A 20,800-nucleotide genomic window follows, 5' to 3' on the forward strand; every position below is an offset into this window, starting at 1 on the left:
GTCCGGCCCATGTCGGCCACCGCGCTGGTGCCGGTCGTGCTGCTCGGCGCGCTCGTCGGCCTCGTCGTCCCCCGGCTGGCCCGATGCTTCACCACCGCCCCGATCCGGCCGCGACCCCGGAGTGCCGCCGGGGCGTGGCTCAGTGCATCGCTGGCGGCGGCTGTGTTCGCCGGGCTCGCGGTCGCCCGGCATGACGACCCCGCCCTGCCGGTCTTCCTCGCGGTGGCGGCGGTGGGGCTGGTGCTGGCCCGGGTCGACCTGGCCTGCCTGCGGCTACCCGACCCGCTGGTGCTCGCCGCCGGGGTGCTGGCCCTCGGCGGCCTGACCGCTGCGGCGATGCTGTCCAGCGAGGTCGCGCCGCTGCTCGGCGCGCTGGCCGGCGCGGCGGTCGCCGGCGTGGCGCACGTGCTGCTGGCAGTGCTGCCGGGCTCCCGGCTGGGGTTCGGGGACGTGAAGCTCGCGGCAGTTCTCGGCCTGCCACTCGGCTGGCTGGGCCGGGACGCCCTGATCGTCGGGCTGGTCCTGCCACACCTGCTGCACGGTGGTCTGGTGCTCGGCCTGCTCGCGGCCGGGCGGGTGCGCCGGGACACCCTGCTGCCACTCGGTCCGGCCCTGCTCGCCGGGGCCTGGCTGGCCGTGCTGCAAGCCTGAGCACCCCCACCCGGCGACCGGAAGCGTCAGTTCGCCTGGGGAGAGGGGCGTCAGATCAACCGGAGCTGGCGGTCCTTCGGGCGACGCGGCTCGGCCGCACCGAAGCGTTCGAACAGGCCCGGATCGATCACGTCCAGGAACGGCGACGGGGCGCAGTCGCGTTCCGCGCCGTGCCGGGTGCGGCGGGCGGCGTGACTGACGTACAGCCGGTCCTGGGCCCGGGTCAGGCCGACGAAGAAGAGCCGGCGCTCCTCGGCGACCGCGTCCTCGTCGGGCGTCGAGCCCGGCCAGCGCAGCGGCAGCAACCCGTCCTCGACGCCGACCAGGAAGACCACCGGGAACTCCAGGCCCTTCGCCGCGTGCAGGGTGAGCAGCGTGACCGCCTCCGCGCGGGGGTCGAGCGCGTCCACCTCCGCGCCGGTGGACAGTTGCGACAGGAACGCCTCAAGGTCGTCGCCGCACCGTCGGGCCAGCGGGGTGAGCAGGTCGACGGCCGAGCGGACGGCCTCGGGGCGTACCGTGCCGGTGCCATCCAGGGTGGGCACCGCGAACCGCTCGGCGACCACCTGACCGGCCAACCGCACCCGGGCGGCCAGCGACCCGGCCAACCCGTCGGCGTGCCGCAACTCCCGGGCGATGGCCGCCACCCCGGGCCGGTCCCGCAGCCGGTCGTGTGAACGCTTCTGCACCGGGATGTTGGCGCGGGCCAGGGCATCGACGATCGGCGCGGCCTGCGCGTCGGTGCGGTACAGCACGGCGATGTCGGAGAAGGACAGCGAGGTGGACCGGCCGTCGATCCGGCCCGAGTCCAGCGACCGGTGGGACAGCCCGCCGACCAGCTCGTCGACCGTCCGCACCACGAAGTCGGCCTCCTCGGCGACCGACGCGGCCGGATAGCGCCCGACCAGCGGGGCCTCCGGGTCGAGTCGGGCCGGATCCAGCCGCCGGCCACGGACCAGCGACGACGGTGCGATGGCCTGCACGGCGGCGGCCAGGATCGGCGCCGACGAGCGGTAGTTGCGGTTGAGCCGGACCAGGCGGGCGTCAGTGAAATCCTCGGAGAAACGCAGGAAGTAGCCGACGTCGGCACCCCGGAACGAGTAGATCGCCTGGTCCGGGTCGCCGATCGCGCAGAGGTTGCCGTCCGCCGGGCTGAGCAGCCGCAGCAGCTCGTACTGCACTTCGTCGACGTCCTGGTACTCGTCGACGAAGATCCACCGCCAGCGGTCCCGGTACCGTTCGACCAACTTCCGGTCGGCTCGCAGCAGCTCCACCGGCAGGGTCACCAGTTCGTCCAGGTCGACCAGGTCCTGCTTGCGCAACAGCGACACGTACGCGGTGCTGTCGTCGCCGGCTTCGGTGCGGGCCGCCGCCCGTTCGGTGTCGTCGGCGATGCGAAAGTCGGCCGGCAATCCCGCCGCGTCGGCGTTCTCCCGCAGGATGGTCAGGCCCAGCGCGTGGAACGTGCCCACCGTGACGTCCTCGGCCACCGGACCGAGCAGGCCGTCGAGGCGGTGCCGCAGCTCCTCGGCGGCCCGGCGGGTGAACGTGATCGCGAGACAGTGCTCGGGGAAGACGTTCAGCTCCGCGCAGAGGTACGCGATCCGGTGCGTGAGTGTCCTGGTCTTGCCGGTGCCCGGCCCGGCCACGATCAGCAGCGGCCCTCCCGGTGCGGAGGCAGCCACCCGCTGCATGGCGTCCAGCCGGTCCAGCAGGCCGGTGCCGACCTCCTCCATGCCGGACAGCATCGGCTCGAACGGCTCGTGCGGAGACGGCGGCGGCGCGATCGGGGGCGCGGGAGCCGGGACCGGCTTCCGCTTCGGCTCCGCCTTCGCCGCCGGGCGCTTGGCCGGGACCCGGGGAGCCGACTCCGCGGGTCGGCGCTGCGCCGGCACCGGTACGTCGAACAGCGTCTCCTGCGCGCCCAACTCGGCCGGGTCGAAGAGCGTGATCACCCCGTACTCGCCGTCGTAGCCCGGCACCCGGCGCACCTCGCCGCGTCGCAGCCGCCCGATGCCCTCCGCGAGCAGCTCGCCGCCGGCCTGCGCGATCTCGGCAAGCGGCGTCGTGGTCAGGATCTCCAGCTCCGGGCCGAGCGCGGCGAGCAGCTCGTTGAGTCGCCCCTCGACCTTCTTCGACCGGGCGCCCACCTTGTTGATCTCACCGAGGATCTCGGCAAGCGGAACCAGGTGGGTGACGTCCCGGGCCTGCGCCGGCCGGTGCCCCACCGGCCGGTCGGCCAGCTCCTCGATCCGGCTGAGGACGCCCACGGTGAGCGGCTTGCCGCACTCGGGGCAGCGCCCGCCGGCGGCCCGGGTGCGCTCCGGGGACCAGTTGACCCCGCAGAGTCGGTGCCCGTCCGCGTGGTACTTGCCCTCCTCCGGGAAGAACTCGATGGTGCCGGCCAGACCGTCACCGGTGCGCAGCGCCTCCCGGACGGCGAAGTAGTCCCGTTCGGCGGTCAGCACTGTCGCCTCCCGGCCCAGTGCCGGCGGCGAGTGCGCGTCCGAGTTGGACACCAGTTGGTAGCCGTCCAGGCTGCCGACCCGCCAGTTCATCGCCGGGTCGGAGGAGAGGCCGGTCTCCACGGCGAAGATGTGGTCGGCCAGGTCGGCGTAACAGTCCGCGATCGCGTCGAAGCCGGATTTCGAGCCCAGCGCGGAGAACCACGGCGTCCAGATGTGCGCCGGGACCAGGTAGCCGTCCGGGCTGGCCTCCAGGGTGATCTCCAGCAGGTCGCGGGAGTCCAGACCGAGGATCGGCCGGCCGTCCGAGCCGAGGTTGCCGATCCGGCCGAGGGCGGTGTTGAACCGCGCCACCGCGTCGAGATCCGGCAGGTAGATCAGGTGATGCACCTTGCGGGTCCGGTCGTCCCGCTTGTAGATCGTGGAGATCTCCACGCTCAGCATGAACCGGACCGGGTCCGCCTCCGCCGCGTCGGCGAGTCGGGGCGGCAGCCGCCGGGCGATGTCCCGCTCCGCCTCGGCGTCGAGCCGGTACAACCCCGGCTCCGCCGGGCGCAGGGTCTCCCGCAGGTGGTCGTACCAGGCGGGGTGGGTGAAGTCGCCGGTGCCGAGCAGACCGATGCCCTTACGACGCGCCCACCACCCGAGGTTCGGCAGCGTGAGGTCGCGGCTGCACGCGCGCGAGTATTTCGAGTGGATGTGCAGGTCCGCGACGAATGGCGAGAGGCCACCGGAGGGTACGGCACTGAACGGGGGCACGCCGCATCCTGTCACGCCCGCCGCGCCGACCGCCGGCCGCCACGCGCGGACGTGACGTCCGCTATGCCGAGCGCAACTCCACCAGACTGATCTGCGGCTCCGCCCCGACCCGGACCGGCGGCCCCCAGAAGCCGGCGCCATTTGTCACGTAGACCTTGGTGCCGTCGACCTCGCCGAGGCCGCTCACCACCGGCTGCGCCGTGCGGACGATCAGGTTGAACGGCACCATCTGCCCACCGTGGGTGTGCCCGGACAGTTGCAGGTCGACGTCGTAGCTGGCGGCCTCGACCGCCGCCAGCGGCTGGTGGGCGAGCAGCACCACCGGACGGCTCGGGTCGCGGTCACCGAGAGCGGCGGCGAAGTCGGGCCCGGCGGCGAGGCCGGTGCTCCCGGTGGCGTCCAGGTCGTTCACGCCGGCCAGGTCGAGCACACCGCCCCGGGCCCGGATCTCCTGCCGCTGGTTCTGGAGCACCCGCAGGCCGAGCCGGTCGACCTCCTGGACCCACTCCTCCACCCCGGAGTAGTACTCGTGGTTGCCGGTGACGAAGAAGCTGCCGTACCGGGAGCGGAGGTCGCGCAGCGGTGCGGCGGCAGGGCCGAGCTCGGCGACCGAGCCGTCGACCAGGTCCCCGACAACCGCGACCAGGTCGGCGTCGAGGCGGTTGATCGCGGCGACGATCCGCTCGGTGTGTGCCCGGCCGCGCAGCGGGCCGAGGTGGATGTCGGAGACGGTCGCGATGCGCAGGCCGTCCATGCTGCGGGGGAGCTTGGCGAGGGGGATCTGCACCCGGTCGAGGCGTGGCGGGCCGAGGGCGGTTCGCACGCCGTACCCGGTGATGCCGGCGGCGGTGAGGCCGGCGAAGATGGCCGCCCCACGGGCCAGCAGCAGCCGGCGGGCCGGGTCGTGGTCCGGGGCCGTGACGGCCTCGGCAGCCGGCGGCTCGGGCGGCCCGGCGGCGCCGACCAGCACCGGCTCGGGCGCGGCGGTGGTCGGCTCGGCGGTGGCGAGCCGGCGGCGCAGCACCAGCCGGGTGACGAGCATCGGCACTTCGAGGACGGCGAGCACGACGAGCAGGTAGAACATCAGGGCGAGCCACAGGTAGCCCGGCCAGGCGAGCCAGTAGAGCCCGGCCTGCGTCCCGGCGAGGGTGGCCGGCACGAGCAGCGCCAGTACCAGGGCGGCGATCGAGCCGACCCGCCGCCAGCGGCCCGGGTTGGTGGTGTCCCGAACGAGCCGCTTCCACAGGTAGAGGTGGATGAGACCGGTGGTCAGCGCCAGGACGCCCACGAACCCCAGAACCGCAAACATGTGCGCCTCCTCAGCCGCCCGCGAACGGGGGCAGAACGTCGATCGTGGCCCCGGCCGGCAGGGGTGCTTCACGATCATGGCAGGTGACGCCGTTTACCAGGAAGCTCGCCGCTCGCAGCACGGCGGCGAGTCGATCGCCGTGTCGCCGCACCAGTTCGGCGGTGAGGTCGTCGAGTGACCGGCCGGCGGGCAGGACCTCCTCGGCGTGCCCGGCAGCGGCGCGGGCGCCCGCGAAGTAGCGGACGGTCAGCGATGTCGGGGTCACGCCTCAACCTCCGATCGCGGACATCGGCCGGGTCGGCTGGAGGAAGGACGGGTCGTCGATGCCGTGCCCGGGCCGCTTGCCCCACATCGCGGTGCGCCAGCGGCGGGCCAACTCGTCGTCGTCCGCGCCGGTGCGCAGCGCCGCGCGTAGGTCGGACTCCTCGGTGGCGAAGAGGCAGGCGCGGACCTGGCCGTCCGCGGTGAGCCGGGTGCGGTCGCAGTCCCCGCAGAAGGGTCTGGTGACGCTGGCGATCACGCCGACCCGGGCCGGGCCTCCGTCGACAAGCCAGGTCTCCGCCGGTGCCGCGCCGCGCTCGGTCGGGTCGGGGCTGAGATCGAAGACGGTACGCAGGGAGGTCAGGATCTCCTCGGCGGTGACCATGGTGTCGCGGTCCCAGCCGTGCTGGGCGTCCAACGGCATCTGCTCGATGATCCGCAACTGGTAGTCGTGGTCGACGGCGAAGCGGAGCAGGGCCGGGGCCTCGTCCTCGTTGACACCGCGCATCAGCACAGAGTTGATTTTCACGGGGTTGAGCCCGGCGGCGGCCGCCCCGGCGAGCCCGGCCAGCACCGCGTCGAGGCGGGGACGGCGGGTGAGTCGGGTGAACCGGGCCGGGTCCAGAGTGTCAAGTGAGACGTTCACCCGGTCCAGGCCAGCCGTGCGCAGCGCCGGGGCCAGCTTGTCGAGCCCGATGCCGTTGGTGGTCAGCGAGACCCGGGGGCGGGGCCGCAACGCGGCCACCTGGGTGACGATGCCGACCAGGCCGGGCCGGATCAGCGGCTCGCCGCCGGTGAACCGCACCTCGGTCACACCGAGCCGCTCGACTGCCACCCGGACCAGCCGGACGATCTCCTCGTCGGTCAGCAGATCGGGGCCGGCCAGCCAGGGCAGCCCTTCCGCCGGCATGCAGTAGGTGCAGCGCAGGTTGCACTTGTCGGTGAGGGACACGCGTAGGTCACGGGCGACGCGGCCGTACCGGTCGACGAGGACGCCATCGGTCCCCGGGGTGACGCTCACCTGTCGACCGTAGCGCGTTCGACCCCGGCCGGGACGGCGCGGGCGGTCTGGAGGACCGCGTCCCGGTAGCCGCCGCCGAAGAGCGCGGTGTGCACGAGCAGCAGATGCAGTTGGTGCAGTGGCACCCGCTCCCGCCAGCCGTCCGGCAGCGGCCAACTCTCCCGATAGGCGGCCAGCACCCGATCCAGGTGGGGGATGCCGCCGAAGAGGGCGAGCTGGGCCAGATCCGTCTCCCGGTGCCCGCCGTGCGCCGCCGGGTCGATCAGCCAGGCCCGGTCGGCGGCCCCCCAGAGCACGTTGCCAGGCCACAGGTCGCCGTGGATGCGCGACGGAGGCTCGTCGCCGCCGAGCCCGTCGAGCCGACCGATCACCTGCTCGATGACTGTGGCGTCGGCGCCGGTCAGCGCGCCGCCGTCGACCGAGCGGCGCAGGTAGGGGACGAGGCGTCGCTCGGCGAACCACGTCGACCAGGGCCCGTCGGTGGGGGTGTTGTCCTGGGGGAGCGACCCGATGAAACCCGGCCAGGCCGCACCGAAGGTGGGTGAGCCCGCCCGGTGCAGGTCGGCCAGCTCCCGGCCGAAGCGTTCCGCGGCCTCCGGCGTCGGCTCGCCGGGCTCCACCCAGTCGAGCGCCAGCAGGCCCGGCAACGCCACGATCACCTCGGGTACGGGGATAGCGCCGGCCTCCCGCAGCCAGCGCAGCCCGGCCGCCTCGGCGGCGAAGAAACCCTCCGGGGCGGGCCGGTCGGCCCCCTCGGGCCAGGATTTGGCGAAAACGGAGTGGCCGTCGTCGAGGGTGAGCCGGGCGGCGGCGCAGATGTGCCCACCGGCGACCGGCGTCTCCCGGATCCGCTGATGGGTCCGGAAGGTCGGCAGGTGTGCCGGATGCGCGCGCAGGTACGCCAGGTCCATCAGCGCACGGTAACCGCTCCCTGTGACGCCACGGTGCCGCCCGAGGACATCGGCCCTCTTTCGGCATCCGTGGATACGCAATGAGCAGGAAAAACACACTCAGTAACTGTGGATAAACCGTGTGTCGTCCACAGGGTCTGTTGAGCCGGGCAGACCCGCCGCAGGCTTCCGGCATGACCTCGACCGAACGCCCCGAGCTCGCCGTCCGCTCCCCCGCCGATCTGATCGCCGCCGTGCCGTACCTGCTCGGCTTCCATCCCACCGACAGTGTGGTCGCTGTGGCGTTGCTCGGGCGGCAGATCATCTTCGCCGCTCGCGCGGACCTGCCCGAGCCGTCGGCTGATCTGGTCGAGCGGGCCCGGCACCTGGCCGGCGTGATCCGCCGCCAGGGCGCGGAGGCCGCCACCGTTGTCGGTTACGGGCCACCCGATCGGGTGACGCCGGCCGTGGACGCGGTGCGCGCCGCACTGACCGCCGCCGGGCTGGAGGTGCTCGACGCGTTGCGGGTGACCGAGGGCCGGTGGTGGTCCTATCTCTGCACCGAGCCCGACTGCTGCCCGCCCGAGGGTCGGCGCTACGACCCGTCCGCCAACCCGGTGACCGCCTCGGCGGTCTTCGCCGGCCAGGTCGCGCTCCCCGACCGGGCCGCCCTCGTGGCGCAGGTGGCACCGGTGGACGGCCCGGCCCGGGACGCGGTGCGGGCGGCCACCGCCCGAGCCGAGCTGCGCCTGGCCGAGCTGCTTGAGCAGGCACCCGCGAGTGACCTGCTCGGCGGCCGGACGATGTGCGCCGCCGGGGTCGCGGCGGTCCGCGAGGCCCAGCGCCGGCAGCGCCGCGGTGAGCGGCTCGACGACGACGAGGTGGCCTGGTTGAGCCTGCTGATGACCCACCTGCCGATCCGCGATCACGCCTGGGAGCGCACCGACGGTCGGGACCGGGACATCGCCCTCTGGACCGACGTGCTGCGCCGGGCCGAGCCGAGGTTGGCCGCCGCGCCAGGCGCGTTGCTGGCGTTCGCGGCCTGGCGCGCCGGGCAGGGGGCGTTGGCGGCGGTCGCCCTGGAGCGCACGCTGAGCCTGCACCCCGACTACTCGCTCGCCGTGCTGCTTGACGACATGCTTCGGCGTGGGGTGCCCCCATCCGAGCTGGACGGGTGGCCCTCGGCCGGGATGCCGGGGGTCATCCGACCGCGCAAGCGGAGGCGACGTGGCCGCCGCTGACCGGACCCGCAGGCGGGCTGGAATTGATCGACTCCGTCTTCCGGAACTCGGGCCGTCCTCGCTGCCGGGACACCCCGACATCAGTAAAGCCGAGATTCGATCACTGATTGTCGGGATTCAGCAGCAGCGGTACAACGCTCATCGATCGACAACTACGCTCTGTCGGGCGTCGTTTGTTGCTTCCGCGCGCCCCCAACCGTCTCCAGGCGAGGTCCGCATGACTGCCTCCCGCGTTTCCGAATTCTCGCTGGTCGTGTCAGCCGAGGACGATGCGGACCCGGCTGGCGTCGACGAACTGGGCGGAATGCTGCGGCTCGCGCTGGCCGACGCGGGCGCGACTCGGATCGACAGGGCCGCGACCGACAGCGCGCCCGACGGCACCCGCGGGATCGAGCTGCTCGGCGTGATCGCGATCGTCGTCACCGCAGTGCAGACCGTGGAGGCCCTCACGACGGTGGTGGAGGCCATTCGCGGCTGCCTTGCCCGCGCGGCCGGCCGCCGCCGACGGGCGCGGCTGACCGTAGCCGGGGTCGACGTGGAGATCGCCGCCGACACCGACGTCGCGCCCATCGTGGCCGCACTCATGGCCCAACCCGGCCGGCCCATGACCGGGCTGCGCCGGGCCCTCGTGGTCGCGAACGCACGGTACGACGACCCGGCGCTCGCCGCCCTGCGCGCCCCGACCCACGACGCGGACGCGCTCGCCCGGGTGCTCGGCGACCCAGCGATCGGCGGCTTCGACGTCGAGCTTCTGATGGACGCCGACGAGCGCACCATCCGGCGGCGCGTCGCGGCATTCTTCGCCGACCGCGACCGCGACGATCTGCTGCTGCTGCATTTCTCCTGCCACGGCGTGAAGGACCCCCTCGGCCAGCTCTACCTGGCCGCTCGCGACACGGACCTGACATCGCTGAGCGCCACCGGGGTCGCCGCCGCGTTCGTCAACGACCAGCTCGTGCGGACCCAGTCCAAGCGCGTGATCCTGGTGTTGGACTGCTGCTACAGCGGCGCCTTCAACCGGGGCGTCGCGGCCCGCGCCGACCGGAGCGTCCACATCGGCGACGCTTTCAACACCGGGACCGGCCGGATCGTGCTCACCGCGTCCAGCGCGACCGAGTACGCGTTCGAGGGCGGCGACCTGACCCACGCCGAGGCCGGGACGTCGGTCTTCACCACGGCGCTGGTCAACGGGCTGGCCACCGGCGAGGCGGACCTTGGCGGCGACGGCGAGATCTCGGTCGACGAACTCTACGACTACACCTACCGGCAGGTCCGTAAGCGGACCCCGGGCCAGACGCCGATGAAGTGGACGTTCGGCGTCGAGGGCAGCCTGACCGTCGCCCGCAGCGTCCGGCCCGCAGCTCTGCCGGCGATGGTGCTGGCCGACCTGACCAGCGAACGGGTGGTCCTCCGCCTGGAGGCGGTTGCCGCGCTGCTCCGGCTCCGCAGCGGCCCGAACACGAACCTCGCCGGGCGCGCCTCGGCCGAGCTGCGCCGTCTGCGCGACGAGGACGACAGCGCCCGTGTGCGGGCCGCCGCGGCGAGTGCGCTGGACGACGCGGCCCCGCCACCCCTGCCGGTCATCTCGCCGCCCGCCCCGCCGCCCGCCCCGCCGGTCATGCCACAGCCCGCTCCGCTGCCCGACCCGGCGGTCATCTCGCCGCCCGAGCCGGCCGCGGCCCCTGCTGTGGCGCCGTTACCTGTCCTGGCACCGAGTCAGGAACCGGCTCGGGCGCCCACCCCGGCGGCCACCGCGGCACCGGCAACCATCCCAGCGCCGAGACAGGTACCCACGAGAGAGCCCGCGCCGACGTCAGCGGCAGTCGCGCCGCGCGTACGCGCTGAGCGGCCGGCGGACCTGGCCTCGAGGGTCGGGGGGTGGCCCGCCACGGTGGCGCATCCGTCGATGTTCGCCACTCTCGTCGCCGTCGGGCTGATAGCGGTCATCCAAGCCGTCGAGATGGTGATCGTCGGGCAGGACGCCCGCTACTTCTTCGGCCTCAACGTGCTCGCCGTCGTCCCGGTCGTCGCGGTGATCGCCCTGGTTACGGCCGTGCGGGCGCAGGAGTGGCGCTGGGCGGCCGGGATGGCGGCGGTCCTGGCGATCACGCTGGTCCAGGCACTTGTCACGCTGTTCAGTGACACCGTCTACGACCACGGTGTGGTGCGCAGCGGCGTCGTGTGGTTCGACGCCAACGCCGGCAGCGAAGGCCCCAACGGATTCCTGCTTCGACTGGCGGTCAGCCTGCCGCCGATGCTCTGGTTCGCGCTGGTCGGTCCGACGCGACCGCCCCGGCAGCGTGCCTGGCTCGGGCTGCGACATCCCGGTCTGCTGCTGACCATCGTCGTCGCCCTCGCCGTGTCGCTGACCGGGACGGCGATACTCGATCCCATAGCCGACGGCAGCGCGAGCACGTTCGGCCTCATCCGACCCCAGGGGACCGCTTCCTACGGCTCTTCCACAGTCGTCGGCCTCGGCAACGTAACGTCGTCGTACAGTCGCGCCGGCCACAACTGGGCGACCGCACTGTGGTGCGCGGGATGGCTGGCGCTCATGGTCACGGCGGCTATCACGCTTGTGCGGCTGATCCTTGGGCGGCGGACCGTCTGGGCGCTCGCCGTCGGCATCGGGGTCGTCGCCTCGGTCGCCGTTGGCGTCGTCGCGGGCGGCCACTACGCGCCGCCGGCGCAGTACCTGCTGGCCCGATACCTGGCGGTCATGACCGGCACCGTGGGCGCGGGTGTGCTCGCGTACGCGCTGTTCGGCTCCCGGCGAAAACACCCCGATCGCGGGAGGTGACCCGGATCGATCGGCGCGACCGGAGCTGATCGACTCGGCTTCCTGGAAGTCGGGGCGTCCACGCGCCGGGACACCCCGCTATCAGCGAACCCGAGTCGATCACGGGTCAGTGCGTGACGTGGCGCCCTCCGTCGAACGATGTACGCGTTTCTCCTGATCGCGGCGGACTCGGCGGGGCGCGCGCCAGCCGACAATGATCGAGTGACCCCGGAACTGCTGCTCTCGTTGGCCGGGCTGGCGTTGGTGGACAGCACCAGCATCGGCACCCTCTTCATCCCGGTCTGGCTGCTGCTCGCCCCCGGGTCGGTCAACGCCCGGCGGATCCTGGGCTACCTCGCTACCATCGCGGCGTTCTACCTCGCGGTTGGGCTGCTGCTGGTGTGGGGCGGCAGCAGATTGGCGGACGTGCTGGGTGGTGCCCTGGACAACCCGGCCGTGCTCTGGGCGCAACTCGTGCTGGGCGTGGCGATGCTGGCGCTCAGCTTCCGCTACGACGGCAAACGACGTCCCCGCGGCGGTGGTGTGCTGCGCTGGCGGGACCGGGCCACCGCTGGGGACTCCTCGGCCCGCTGGTTGGTCGGGCTCGCCTTGCTGGCCGCGCTCGCCGAGGTGGCGACCATGCTCCCGTACCTCGGCGCGGTGGGTCTGTTGGCCACCTCGGCTGTCGGCCCGGCGACCGTGGTGGCGTTGCTCGCCGGATACTGCCTGGTCATGGTGCTGCCCGCGGTGGTGTTGCTGGGTGCCCGGGTGGCCCGCCCGGCGCTTGTCGAGCCGGTGCTGGCCCGCCTGAACACCTGGATCGTCTCGAAGGCGGGCGGTGCGTTGGGCTGGATCCTCGGCATCGCCGGCTTCCTGATCGCTCGCGATGCCGCCGCGCGGCTGGCCCTGTTCGACCTGATCGACCGGATCGGTCGCTGACGGGCCGCCCGGTCAGGCCGGCTGTTCCAGCGTGATCCGGTGCGGCCCGGTGTACACGTTCATGGTCCGGCCCCGCAGGAAACCGACAAGTGTCATCCCCGCCTCGTCGGCCAGTTCGGCGGCGAGCGTGCTCGGTGCGGACACCGCCGCCAGCAGCGGTAACCCGGCCATCCATGCCTTCTGGGTCAGCTCGAAGCTGGCCCGGCCGGAGACCAGCAGCAGGTGCCCGGCCAGTGGCAGCCGACGTTCGCGCACCGCCCAGCCGATCACCTTGTCCACCGCGTTGTGCCGGCCCACGTCCTCCCGCAGCACCACAAGCTCTCCGTCGGGGGTGAACAGACCTGCCGCGTGCAGCCCACCGGTCCGGTCGAAGCCACGCTGGGCGGCGCGCAGTCGGTCGGGCAGCTCGGCGAGCAGCGCGGCCGGCACGCTGAGCGGATCGGCGGAGACCGGAAACTGCGACCGGGTGCGGATCGCGTCGATGCTGGCCTTGCCGCAGACTCCGCAGGAACTGGTCGTGTAGAAGTTCCGGGACGGGTCGGTGGTCGGTTCCGGCACGCCGGGGGCGAGTGCCACGTCCACCACGTTGTACGTGTTCGGTGTCTCCGCGCCAGCACAGAGCTGCGCGGTCAACACGTCGTCGGTCGACCGGATCAGCCCCTCGGTCAGCAGGAACCCGATGGCCAGGTCGAGGTCGTCACCAGGCGTACGCATGGTCACGGCGAGGGGCTTGCGCCGGCCCGGCCCGGCCGCGCCGACCCGGATCTCCAGCGGTTCCTCCACCGCGAGCGTGTCCGGTCGCCGGATGGACCCGCGCCCGACTGTCGCCGCGTCGAGGTCGATCCGAAGTACGCCCCGCCGATCAGTTGCCCGTCCCATCCCGCCATCCTCCACCTCCCGCCGGCACGCGCGCACGGCACCGGGCATCGGGCACCCGGGAGCGCGAGTACCGGCCGCCGAGCGCCAGCGCGGCCCCGACCGAGCGTCGGCCCGTGGAGCGTCGGCCCGTGGAGCGTCGGCCCGTGGAGCGTCGGCCCGTGGAGCGTCGGCGCGGCTACGGTGGCCGGATGGAGACGTACGCCGCCGTGGTGCTCGCAGGTGGGTCCGCCCGACGGATGGGCGGGGTGGACAAGCCCGCGCTCCCGGTCGGTGGCCGGTCGATGCGCGACCGGGTGCTGGCCGCCGTCAGCGACGCCACCCCACGGGTGCTCGTCGGTCCGGCCGAAGAGGTCCCGGAGGGCGTGCGGGTCACCCGGGAGGACCCGCCGGGCGGGGGTCCGGTCGCCGCGACGGCTGCCGGGCTGGCGCTGCTCGACCCGGACACCGCACTTGTCGCGCTGCTCGCCGCCGACCTGCCGCTGCTCACCCGCGCCGCGATCGGCGACCTGCTGACCCACCTCACCGGAGACAACCCCGACGCCGCCCACGCGGGCCAGGGTGCCGCCCACGCGGGCCAGGGTGCCGCACACGCGGGCCAGGGTGCCGCCCACGCGGGCCAGGGTGCCGCCCTGGCGGGCGGTGGCTCTCCTTCCGTGCCGATGGTCGGCACCGGCCTGGTCGGGCGCGAGCGGCCCGACGGGGCGTGCTTCGTCGATGGGGACGGTCGGCGGCAGTCGCTCTGCGGTGTCTGGCGGGTCGCGGCGCTGCGGGCCGCGTTGGACCGCCTGACTGTCGAGCGGGGCGGCAGGCTGTCCGGCGCAGCGGTCCGGGCGCTGCTGGCCGGGCTCGTCGTGCGGGAGGTGCCCTGGTCCGGCGACGGCCCGCCGCCCTGGTTCGACTGCGACACTGACGAGGACGTACGCCGGGCGGAGGAGTGGGCGCGATGACGGTGATGGACGACTGGGTGACGGCGGTCTGTACCGAGCTGGATCTGGACCCGGCCGGGGTGCCCGTACAGGCGGTGCTGGATGTGGCCCGCGACGTCGCCCACCAGGTGTTGCGGCCGGGCGCGCCGGTCACCGCGTACCTGCTGGGGCTGGCGGTCGGCCGGGGTGCCGACCCGGCGGACGTCGCGGCCCGGCTCAGCGCCCTGGCCGGCTCCTGGCCTGTCGAACTGGGCGCCGACCCGGCGGACCCGACGGCCCCCTGACCGCCGCTGTCCGATCCCGGTCCGGGCTGAGAGTGCCAGTGGGTGGCGTGGGTAGGGTGATCGTGACGGACGGAGGCGATCATGACGGCTGACCACCCCTCGGCGCCGCTCGGTGACCTGCCCGGCGCTACGGCTGAGCCGGCGGAATCGATCCTGCTCGACGAACCCAGCACGACGGACCTGCGGGCGAAGGTGACCGAGGCCTGGCAGGAGTTCGCGCGTGCGCTCGCCCTCCGGCTGCGGGAGCTTCCTGTCGGCGCGCACCTGGAGGTGACCCTGGACCCGACCGCCTCCGGCACCGGGGACGCCGTCTACTCGGTGAGCGTGGACGTGCGCGACGGCGGCGGGTTGTCCGCGCGGGCCGTCGGCAACGCCACGCTGCCGGCGGGCTACCGGCTGGATCGCGGTGCGGTGGCGGACATGGTCGCGCTCGGCTGGTCGCCACCCGGGGTGGTCGCCGGCTCCGGCGGCTTCTTCGGGCTGGACGACCGGACGAGCGAGTCGACCCGGATCGCCGCGTTGCTCTCCCGGACGCTGCGAGACGTCTACGGCGCCCCGCATCCGGCGTTCCTCGTCTACCTGGTGCAGGACGCCGAGGGTGAGCCGCTGGCCGTGGACCCGTTGGGCACGGCGCGCAGCGAGTTCGGCCCGGACGCCGACGTCGAGGCCGATCTGGAGGAGGCGCTGGCCGAGGCGGCCTCCGCGCAGGCCGAGCGGGACGACGTGCTCGACCTGGCTGATCGGGTCCGGACGGTGGTCTCCACGATGCTGAAGTCGGACACTGACCGGTTGCAGGTCGACTCGGACGGAGACATCAACATCCGGGCCGGCTCGGCGATGGTCTTCGTGCGGGTGCGGGACAACCCGCCGCTGGTGGACGTGTTCTCGCCGGTGCTCACCGAGGTGGAGCCGACCGAGCGGCTCTACGTCAAGCTTTCCGAGTTGACCAACCGGATGCCGATCGGCCGTCTCTACTGCGCCGACGACACGGTCTGGGCGTCCATCCCGGTCTTCGGTCGTAACTTCCAGGCCACCCACCTGATGCTGGCGGTGCAGGTGATGACCGGTCTCGCCGACGAGTTGGACGACCGGCTGCACGGTGAGTTCGGCGGCAAGCGGTTCTTCGGTGAGGGTGACAAGCCGGTTCGGCGCGACGAGTCGGAGCACCGCACCGGCATGTACCTCTAGACGTCCAGCAGGGTCTTGCCGACCGTCGCGCGCGCCTCGATGGCGGTGTGCGCGTCGGCGGCGCGTTCCAGCGGGAACCGTTGGCCGATCAGCGGTCGCAGGCGGCCGGCGGCCGCGTCCGCCAGGGCCTGCCGGGTGTACGCCCGCAGCCGCGCCGGTGACGTGTCCGGCCGGACCACTGTGACCTGCCGTGCTGCGGCGGCCTCCGCCGACACCGGGGACCACTCCCCGCTCGCCAGGCCGTAGCTGACCATGCGGCCGGCCGGGTCCAGCAGGTCGAATGCCGCTCGGGCCACCGCCCCACCGACCCCGTCGAGCACCACGTCGACCCCGCCCGTCGCGACCCGGACGCGGTCGGCCCAGTCGGGTTGGAGGTAGTCGACGGCGAGGCCGGCGCCCAGCTCGGGCAGCAGGTCCACCTTGCGTGGCCCACCGGCGACGCCGATCACCAGGGCACCGGCCCGGGCCGCGAGCTGCACCAACAGGCTGCCCACGCCACCCGCGGCGGCTTCCACGAGCACCCGGTCGCCGGGGCGGACGCCGACCGCCTCGATGAGCATGGTGGCGGTGCGCCCGTCGGCAAGCAGTGCCACCGCCTGGTCCACTGCCAACCCGTCGGGCACCTCGATCGGCGCGTCGGTGTCCACCGCCGCGCGTTCGGCGTAACCGCCGGAGCCGCCGGTGGCGCTCACCACTCGCCGCCCGATCAGGGCCGGATCGACGTCCGGGCCGACGGCGGCGATCACCCCGCCCACGCCGTTGCCGGGGATCAGGGGCGGGGTGATCTGGAACGGCCCGGGGCGCCCGGAGCGCTGCTGCGTCTCGACGAAGGTGATGTTCGCGTGCGCGACGTCGATCAGCACCTGGCCGGGGCCGGGCGTCGGGTCGGTCGCGGGGCCGGGCACCAGCACCTCGGGTCCGCCGAACTCACGTAACCAGACCGCCCGCATCACGTCCCCCTCGGCTGCGGTGGGCGGCGCGCCCACGCTCCCGACCACTCCACCTCCTCAACCAGGGTTGAGGTCAAGCGGTGCGGGCGGACGGGCCGACGCCGGGGGACTCGACCAGCCGGGACAGCACGATCGTGCTGCGGGTTGAGGTCACGAAGGACTCGGCGCGCAGTCTTTCCAGGGCCGCCTCCAGGTGGGCGATGTCGGCGGCGCGCAGGTGCACGAGCGCGTCCGCCTCCCCGGAGACGGTGTACGCGCCGACCACCTCCGGGTGCCGCCGGGCTGCCACGCCGATCTGGGCGGGGGTGGTCCGGCCGGCGCAGAACAGCTCGACGAACGCCTCGGTGGTCCAGCCGACGGCGGCGGGATCAACCACGGCCGTGAATCCCCTGATCACACCGGTGGCCCGCAGCCGGTCGACGCGACGCTTCACGGCCGGGGCGGAGAGTGACACCCGCGTGCCGATGTCGGCGTACGACGCCCGGGCGTCGGCGACGAGCAACGCAATGATCCGCTGGTCTACCGCGTCTATCTGCAACGTTCCGCCTCTGGGAAGCAACGGTTGTGGCTGTTACCAAAGTTCTACGGTACCTACTCTTGGTGACCGTGAACCAGCACCGAGTCCCGCGAAAGCGGACATATCTCATGTGCTCGCCCGAGCACTTCGCGGTCGAGTACGCGATCAACCCGTGGATGGACGTGACCACCCCGGTCGACCGGGACCTGGCCGTCAAACAGTGGGACCGGCTGCGCGAGACGCTGATCGGCCTCGGCCACGAGGTGCACCTGCTCACGCCCGAGCAGGGCCTGCCGGACATGGTCTACGCCGCCAACGGCGCCTTTGTGGTGGACGGCAGCGTGTACGGCGCCCGGTTCAAGCACGAGCAGCGGGCCGCCGAGGCCGCCGCCCACCACGCCTTCTACGAGTCGCAGGGCTGGCGGTTCCTCGCACCCAGCGAGACCAACGAGGGTGAGGGCGACTTCGCGTACGTGCCGGAGGCCCACGGCGGGCTCATCCTCGCCGGGCACGGCTTCCGCACCGAGCTTCCGGCACACGCCGAGGCGCAGGAGGCGCTGGGCCGCCCGGTGGTGTCGCTCCGGTTGGTCGACCCCCGCTTCTACCACCTCGACGTGGCGCTGGCGGCCATCGACGACTCGAACGTCGTCTACTTCCCCGGCGCGTTCTCCGCGGCGAGCCAGCGGGTGCTCACCCAGCTCTTCCCGGACGCGGTGATCGCCGACGACGCCGACGCGTTGGCCTTCGGGCTGAACCTGGTGAGCGACGGCGCGAACGTGGTGCTCAACAGCGAGGCCACCCGGCTGGCCGGCAAGCTCAAGGCCGCCGGTTACACGCCGGTCCCGGTCGAGTTGGCCGAGCTGAAGAAGGGCGGCGGCAGCGTGAAGTGCTGCATCGCCGAGCTGCGGCACTGATCAGCGAATGCTTCGGGGCCGGCCTCCCACTGGGAGGCCGGCCCCGAATCGTGCTGCGGGTGGGTGGTCAGCCCAGCGTGGCCAGCTCGTTGATCAGCACGTTCGACATGACCTGGCCGTCGCGCTGCACCTCCCGCAGGTACCACTTCTGCTGCGGGGTGCGCGGCTGGTTGAACTGCCAGATGCCGCGCGGGCTGTCGATCTGGCCGATCTTGCCGAGCGCCAGGTTGACCTGCTGCGGGTTGGGCGAGCCGCCGGTGAGCTGGATCGCCTGGTCGAGGACCTGCGCCGCGTCGTACGACGCCATCGCGTACGTGGTGGGCGTGACCTGGTACTTCTTGCGGTAGGCCGAGGCGAAGACCCGGTTCGACGTGTTGTTCAGGTCGGCCGAGTAGTTCAACGCGGTCTGGATGCCCAGCGCGTTGTCCCTGAGGTTTTCCAACACGTTGCCCTCGGTGAGGAAGCCGGGCGCGTAGATCGGCCCGCGGAACTTCTCCCGCAACTGCTTGATGAACTCCACAGCCGCCGCGCCGGCGAAGAAGCAGAAGACCGCCGTGGGGTCCTTGGCCAACGCCTTGGTGATGTCGGCGGCGAAGGTGGTCTTGCCGGGGTTGGGGTTGGCGCTGGTGTAGGTGACCGGGTCGCCGATGCGCGGGTCGCTCGTGCCGAACTCCTGCCGGAAGCCACGCACCACGTCCGGGCTGCCGACGTTCTCCGGCATGATGATCGCGATGCGGCCGTTGGTCGGGAGTTGGTCGCGCAGGTAGCGGCCCAGCGCCTTGCCGGCCTCGTCCAGCACGTACGACGTCCGCCAGATGTAGAAGACGCTCTGCAGGCTGCTCGGTGAGGCGTTGGAGCCGATCAGCGGGACCTTGGCCTGCTCGACGGTGTCCCGGATGCCGACCATCACCGCCGAGTTGACCACCCCGGTGAGCGCCAGCACGCCCTGCTTGAGCAGCCCTTCGACGGCGGCCTTGCCGGTCTTCGCGGTGTCGCCCTCGTCGGCGGTCAGCAGCTCCACCGGGTGGCCGCCCAGCCGCTTGTCGTGCAGGTCCAGGAAGAGCTGGAAGCCGTTGGTGATGTCGTCGCCGATGCTCTTGAGACCACCGGCCTGTGGCGTGATCAGACCGATCTTGACCGGGCTGCGGTTGGCGGTCGGCTGGGCGTCGGTGTCGGAGCCACACCCGGCGACGAACCCGGTGGTACCGAGCGCGGCCAACAGTTGGAGCGCCCGCCTGCGATTCATCTGTGACACCGAGTTCCTTCCAAGGAGCGAGCGTTGCAGGGCTGAACACCGCCCTCCGGCGTTCTACCTGGTCCGCGACGCTGCGTCAATGGCTAGTGATCAACGTGCAGGGACCGCAACGAAGCAAGGACCCGGGGCCAGGCGGTGGACTCCGGGTCGATCAGCCCGAAATGCTCGTATCCAGGCAGTTCAAGAAGGGAGATATCGGATCCTGCGGCTGTTGCTTCCGCCACAAATCCCCGGCTCATCTCCACCGGTACCTGCTGATCCTCCGAGCCGTGCAGAACTACCGTCCGTGTCCGCATCGGTACCAACGATCGTGGATCCGCCACCGCGTACCGCTCCGGAACCTCGGTCGGGCCGCCCCCGAGCAACGCGGCCACCGCGCCCGAGTCCAGGTCCCGCCGGTACGCCTCGGCCAGGTCGGCCACCGGGGCCAGGGCGAGCACCCCAGCCACCGTCGCCGGGGCGGTCGCCGCCACGTACAGCGCCAGGTGGCCGCCGGCCGAGTGCCCGACCAGGATCGGCGCGGCCCCGGTCACCCGGCCGGGCAGCGCCTCGGCGGCCAGCACGGGCAGCTCGGCCACCCCGGTCAGCACGTCGGTGAACGTGCCCGGCCAGCCACCTCCCGGCTGCCCGGTCCGCCGGTATTCGAGCTGGGCCACCGGGTAGCCGTCCGCGGCGAGTGCGGCCGCCAGCGGGTCGGTGTGCCGCCGGTCGTACCCGACCCGCCAGAAACCGCCGTGCAGGACGACGACAAGCGGCCGCGCCGGACCAGTTCCGGCCGGCCACCGCAGGTCGGCCACCTGGTCCGGGTGGTCGCCGTACGCCACGGTCCGGTCGGGCTGCGGTGCGGGCCGGGTCAACACGGCGCGCGGGTCGGCAGGCATGGCGCGACGGTAGCGCGCCCGCGCGGGTGTTTCGGGTCCGGTAGTCGGTCCCGGATGCCATGAGTCCTGCCCGCTGGGTAAAGATGGACCCCATGACCGAAGCGCGCTCAGCTGGACACGACGACGAGCCGGGCACCGACGACTCCGGCCACCCCGGCACTGTTGTGGTGGTCGGTCCGGACGGCCGGCCGATCGGGACGATGCAGACCGACGAGGGCCAGGGTGAGGACCCGACCCGCCTGGTCGAACAGCCGGCCAAGGTGATGCGGATCGGCAGCATGATCAAGCAGTTGCTTGAGGAGGTGAAAGCCGCACCTCTCGACGACGCGAGTCGCAACCGGATGCGGGAGATCCACGAGCGGTCGATCGTCGAGCTCAAGGAGGGCCTCGCCCCCGAGCTGCGCGACGAGTTGGAGCGCATCTCGCTGCCCTTCACCGAGGACAAGGCCCCCAGCGAGGGCGAGTTGCGGATCGCGCACGCCCAGCTCGTCGGTTGGCTGGAGGGCCTGTTCCACGGCATCCAGGCGGCCCTGGTGGCCCAGCAGATGGCCGCCCGGGTCCAACTGGAGCAGATGCGTGGCGGCCGGCAGGCGCTGCCCAGTGGCCCCGGCGGGATGGTCCCCGGGATGTCTGGCATCGGCCAGCCGGGCGGCGGTGAGGGCCACAACACCGGCCAGTACCTGTAACCCGG

At 72.7% G+C, this 20,800-nt stretch carries 19 protein-coding genes; 9 read left to right on the forward strand and 10 right to left on the reverse strand.

Annotated elements, in window-relative coordinates:
• The first annotated feature begins 9 nt into the window (after positions 1-9).
• The gene (locus tag AB0F61_RS14170; protein WP_357808652.1) at positions 10-651 is read left to right on the forward strand and encodes a prepilin peptidase; all 642 of its coding nucleotides are present in this window, start codon (positions 10-12) and stop codon (positions 649-651) included.
• 50 nt (positions 652-701) lie between these two features.
• Here the strand turns inward: AB0F61_RS14170 and AB0F61_RS14175 are convergent, their stop codons facing one another.
• The 5 genes from AB0F61_RS14175 to AB0F61_RS14195 form a co-directional block, all read right to left on the reverse strand.
• The gene (locus AB0F61_RS14175; protein ID WP_357808655.1) at positions 702-3,875 is read right to left on the reverse strand and encodes a UvrD-helicase domain-containing protein; all 3,174 of its coding nucleotides are present in this window, start codon (positions 3,873-3,875) and stop codon (positions 702-704) included.
• Between the two features lie 61 nt (positions 3,876-3,936).
• Positions 3,937-5,184, reverse strand: coding sequence for a metallophosphoesterase (locus AB0F61_RS14180; protein ID WP_357808658.1), 1,248 nt, complete (start codon positions 5,182-5,184; stop codon positions 3,937-3,939).
• A 10-nt stretch (positions 5,185-5,194) separates the two neighbouring features.
• Positions 5,195-5,449, reverse strand: a complete 255-nt coding sequence (locus tag AB0F61_RS14185) for a MoaD/ThiS family protein (protein WP_357808661.1) — start codon at positions 5,447-5,449, stop codon at positions 5,195-5,197.
• Between the two features lie 3 nt (positions 5,450-5,452).
• A complete protein-coding gene (gene moaA, locus AB0F61_RS14190) occupies positions 5,453-6,466 on the reverse strand; it encodes a GTP 3',8-cyclase MoaA (RefSeq protein WP_357808664.1) in 1,014 nt (337 codons plus the stop codon).
• Positions 6,463-7,377, reverse strand: a complete 915-nt coding sequence (locus tag AB0F61_RS14195) for a fructosamine kinase family protein (RefSeq protein ID WP_357808667.1) — start codon at positions 7,375-7,377, stop codon at positions 6,463-6,465. Before AB0F61_RS14195 ends, moaA begins: the two co-directional genes overlap by 4 nt.
• A 173-nt stretch (positions 7,378-7,550) precedes the next feature.
• Between AB0F61_RS14195 and AB0F61_RS14200 the strand changes: the two genes are divergently transcribed.
• From AB0F61_RS14200 to AB0F61_RS14210, 3 genes are all read left to right on the forward strand, one after another.
• The gene (locus AB0F61_RS14200) at positions 7,551-8,597 is read left to right on the forward strand and encodes a DUF4192 domain-containing protein (RefSeq protein WP_357808669.1); all 1,047 of its coding nucleotides are present in this window, start codon (positions 7,551-7,553) and stop codon (positions 8,595-8,597) included.
• 217 nt (positions 8,598-8,814) lie between these two features.
• A complete protein-coding gene (locus AB0F61_RS14205; RefSeq protein ID WP_357808671.1) occupies positions 8,815-11,397 on the forward strand; it encodes a caspase family protein in 2,583 nt (860 codons plus the stop codon).
• 201 nt (positions 11,398-11,598) lie between these two features.
• Positions 11,599-12,315 (forward strand): GAP family protein, encoded by a 717-nt coding sequence (locus tag AB0F61_RS14210; RefSeq protein WP_357808674.1) that lies wholly within the window; start codon positions 11,599-11,601, stop codon positions 12,313-12,315.
• A 12-nt stretch (positions 12,316-12,327) separates the two neighbouring features.
• Here AB0F61_RS14210 and fdhD read toward each other — a convergent pair whose 3' ends face one another.
• The gene (gene fdhD / locus AB0F61_RS14215) at positions 12,328-13,194 is read right to left on the reverse strand and encodes a formate dehydrogenase accessory sulfurtransferase FdhD (RefSeq protein WP_357808677.1); all 867 of its coding nucleotides are present in this window, start codon (positions 13,192-13,194) and stop codon (positions 12,328-12,330) included.
• 188 nt (positions 13,195-13,382) lie between these two features.
• Here fdhD and AB0F61_RS14220 point away from each other — a divergent pair, with 188 nt between their 5' ends.
• The 3 genes from AB0F61_RS14220 to AB0F61_RS14230 all read left to right on the forward strand — a co-directional run bounded on the left by AB0F61_RS14220 (position 13,383) and on the right by AB0F61_RS14230 (position 15,592).
• Positions 13,383-14,141 carry an NTP transferase domain-containing protein gene (locus AB0F61_RS14220; protein ID WP_357808973.1) on the forward strand — a complete coding sequence of 253 codons (759 nt, stop codon included), beginning with the start codon at positions 13,383-13,385 and terminating at the stop codon, positions 14,139-14,141.
• Positions 14,138-14,404 carry a DUF6457 domain-containing protein gene (locus AB0F61_RS14225; RefSeq protein WP_357808680.1) on the forward strand — a complete coding sequence of 89 codons (267 nt, stop codon included), beginning with the start codon at positions 14,138-14,140 and terminating at the stop codon, positions 14,402-14,404. The genes AB0F61_RS14220 and AB0F61_RS14225 overlap by 4 nt, the downstream gene beginning before the upstream one ends.
• 81 nt (positions 14,405-14,485) lie before the next feature.
• Positions 14,486-15,592 (forward strand): hypothetical protein, encoded by a 1,107-nt coding sequence (locus tag AB0F61_RS14230; protein WP_357808682.1) that lies wholly within the window; start codon positions 14,486-14,488, stop codon positions 15,590-15,592.
• Here the strand turns inward: AB0F61_RS14230 and AB0F61_RS14235 are convergent.
• Positions 15,589-16,542 carry a zinc-binding dehydrogenase gene (locus tag AB0F61_RS14235; protein WP_357808976.1) on the reverse strand — a complete coding sequence of 318 codons (954 nt, stop codon included), beginning with the start codon at positions 16,540-16,542 and terminating at the stop codon, positions 15,589-15,591. The two genes, AB0F61_RS14230 and AB0F61_RS14235, sit on opposite strands and share 4 nt — an antisense overlap.
• Positions 16,543-16,615: 73 nt before the next feature.
• Complete coding sequence (locus tag AB0F61_RS14240) at positions 16,616-17,080, reverse strand: Lrp/AsnC family transcriptional regulator (protein ID WP_357808683.1); 465 nt, start codon at positions 17,078-17,080, stop codon at positions 16,616-16,618.
• A 59-nt stretch (positions 17,081-17,139) separates the two neighbouring features.
• Between AB0F61_RS14240 and ddaH the strand changes: the two genes are divergently transcribed.
• Positions 17,140-17,973, forward strand: a complete 834-nt coding sequence (gene ddaH / locus AB0F61_RS14245) for a dimethylargininase (RefSeq protein ID WP_357808686.1) — start codon at positions 17,140-17,142, stop codon at positions 17,971-17,973.
• Between the two features lie 67 nt (positions 17,974-18,040).
• Here the strand turns inward: ddaH and AB0F61_RS14250 are convergent, their stop codons facing one another.
• Entirely contained in the window at positions 18,041-19,228 is a 1,188-nt protein-coding gene (locus AB0F61_RS14250; RefSeq protein ID WP_357808688.1) for an ABC transporter substrate-binding protein, read from the reverse strand.
• 83 nt (positions 19,229-19,311) lie between these two features.
• The gene (locus AB0F61_RS14255; protein ID WP_357808690.1) at positions 19,312-20,109 is read right to left on the reverse strand and encodes an alpha/beta hydrolase; all 798 of its coding nucleotides are present in this window, start codon (positions 20,107-20,109) and stop codon (positions 19,312-19,314) included.
• 83 nt (positions 20,110-20,192) lie between these two features.
• Between AB0F61_RS14255 and AB0F61_RS14260 the strand changes: the two genes are divergently transcribed.
• Positions 20,193-20,795 (forward strand): bacterial proteasome activator family protein, encoded by a 603-nt coding sequence (locus AB0F61_RS14260; protein WP_357808692.1) that lies wholly within the window; start codon positions 20,193-20,195, stop codon positions 20,793-20,795.
• The last annotated feature ends 5 nt before the right edge of the window (positions 20,796-20,800 follow it).

The organism is Micromonospora sp. NPDC023888, assembly GCF_040639415.1.
Lineage (GTDB): Bacteria > Actinomycetota > Actinomycetes > Mycobacteriales > Micromonosporaceae > Micromonospora.

Excerpts from the sequence above, each read along its gene's own strand:
- fdhD (WP_357808677.1), bottom strand. The coding sequence starts at position 13,194 with ATGGGACGGGCAACTGATCGGCGGGGCGTACTTCGGATCGACCTCGAC.
- AB0F61_RS14180 (WP_357808658.1), bottom strand. The coding sequence starts at position 5,184 with ATGTTTGCGGTTCTGGGGTTCGTGGGCGTCCTGGCGCTGACCACCGGT.
- AB0F61_RS14230 (WP_357808682.1), top strand. The coding sequence starts at position 14,486 with ATGACGGCTGACCACCCCTCGGCGCCGCTCGGTGACCTGCCCGGCGCT.
- AB0F61_RS14235 (WP_357808976.1), bottom strand. The coding sequence starts at position 16,542 with ATGCGGGCGGTCTGGTTACGTGAGTTCGGCGGACCCGAGGTGCTGGTG.
- AB0F61_RS14260 (WP_357808692.1), top strand. The coding sequence starts at position 20,193 with ATGGACCCCATGACCGAAGCGCGCTCAGCTGGACACGACGACGAGCCG.
- AB0F61_RS14195 (WP_357808667.1), bottom strand. The coding sequence starts at position 7,377 with ATGGACCTGGCGTACCTGCGCGCGCATCCGGCACACCTGCCGACCTTC.
- AB0F61_RS14255 (WP_357808690.1), bottom strand. The coding sequence starts at position 20,109 with ATGCCTGCCGACCCGCGCGCCGTGTTGACCCGGCCCGCACCGCAGCCC.
- AB0F61_RS14225 (WP_357808680.1), top strand. The coding sequence starts at position 14,138 with ATGACGGTGATGGACGACTGGGTGACGGCGGTCTGTACCGAGCTGGAT.
- AB0F61_RS14205 (WP_357808671.1), top strand. The coding sequence starts at position 8,815 with ATGACTGCCTCCCGCGTTTCCGAATTCTCGCTGGTCGTGTCAGCCGAG.
- AB0F61_RS14220 (WP_357808973.1), top strand. The coding sequence starts at position 13,383 with ATGGAGACGTACGCCGCCGTGGTGCTCGCAGGTGGGTCCGCCCGACGG.
- AB0F61_RS14200 (WP_357808669.1), top strand. The coding sequence starts at position 7,551 with ATGACCTCGACCGAACGCCCCGAGCTCGCCGTCCGCTCCCCCGCCGAT.
- AB0F61_RS14170 (WP_357808652.1), top strand. The coding sequence starts at position 10 with ATGTCGGCCACCGCGCTGGTGCCGGTCGTGCTGCTCGGCGCGCTCGTC.